The 1,012-nt window shown below is 73.6% G+C and carries 1 protein-coding gene; it reads left to right on the top strand.

The features are described 5' to 3' along the window. The coding region (locus AB0G02_RS42270) for a non-ribosomal peptide synthetase (protein WP_360806836.1) at positions 1-1,002 on the top strand (1,002 nt) is incomplete at its 5' end. Positions 1,003-1,012: the final 10 nt, after the last annotated feature.

The raw sequence follows: 1,012 nt of genomic DNA, 5'->3' as shown, positions 1-1,012 counted from the left end.
CGCGCGCTGTTCACCGCCCGTCCCGACCGGCCGCTGCCCGAGGTCGGCTCGCTGAGCCTGTTCGGGGAGGTGCTGCCACCCGACCTGCTCACGGCCGCGGCCCGGCACCTGCCCAACGCCGCGATCCGCAACTTCTACGGACCCACCGAGTGCACCCTGGCCACCTGGTACCGCGTGCCGGTCGGGTTCACCGGCGAGGTGGTGCCGATCGGGCGGCCCATTGCCGGTCGCGAGATCCTGCTGGACGGCACCGGAGTCGGTGAGATCCTGGTCCGCTCCCGCTACCTCGCGCACGGCTACCTGGGGCGGGAACACGAGACGGCACAACGCTTCCTGGCCGACCCGGACGGTGATCCCGAGATCCGGGTGTACCGCACTGGCGACCTCGGACGGTACGACGAGGCGGGGGAGTTGGTGTTCGTCGGCCGGCTGGACGACGAGGTGAAGATCCGCGGCGTGCGGATCCGGCTGGGCGACATCGAGGCGGCCCTGTCGACCGCGCCGGACGTCGCGGAGGTGGCGGTGCGGCTGCACGGCGCCGATCAGGTCGCGCCGGAGATCGTGGCCTACGTCGCCGCGCGGCCCGACCGCCGGCCGGATGTGCCCGCGTTGCGCCGCCACGCGGTGCGCGTGCTGCCGCCGGTCATGGTGCCCGCCCACTACGTGCTGCTCGACGACCTGCCCCGCACGTCGACCGGCAAGGTGGACCGGGCAGCGCTGCCCGTGCCCGTGCCGGCGCACCCCGGCGGCCCGCCCGGCGGCTCGCCCGGCGGTGAACTGGAGCGGGAGCTGGCCCGCATCTGGCAGGAGGCCATCGGATGCGCCGAGGTCGGTGTGGACGACGACTTCTTCGAAGTCGGCGGCTACTCCCTGCTCGCCCCGCACGTGGTGGCCCAGGTGACGGCCCGGTTGGGCGTGGCCGTGCCCCAGCGGGCGGTGTTCGACCACTCCCGGGTCGCAGACTTCGCCGCTTACCTCACCACACTGCGCGCGTCGACGTAGGAGCAACCAG

It is taken from the genome of Actinosynnema sp. NPDC023658 (assembly GCF_040639995.1).
Lineage (GTDB): Bacteria > Actinomycetota > Actinomycetes > Mycobacteriales > Pseudonocardiaceae > Actinosynnema.
The sequence above is the reverse complement of the archived record's forward strand: the minus strand, read 5'-3'. Positions and strand labels throughout refer to the sequence as shown.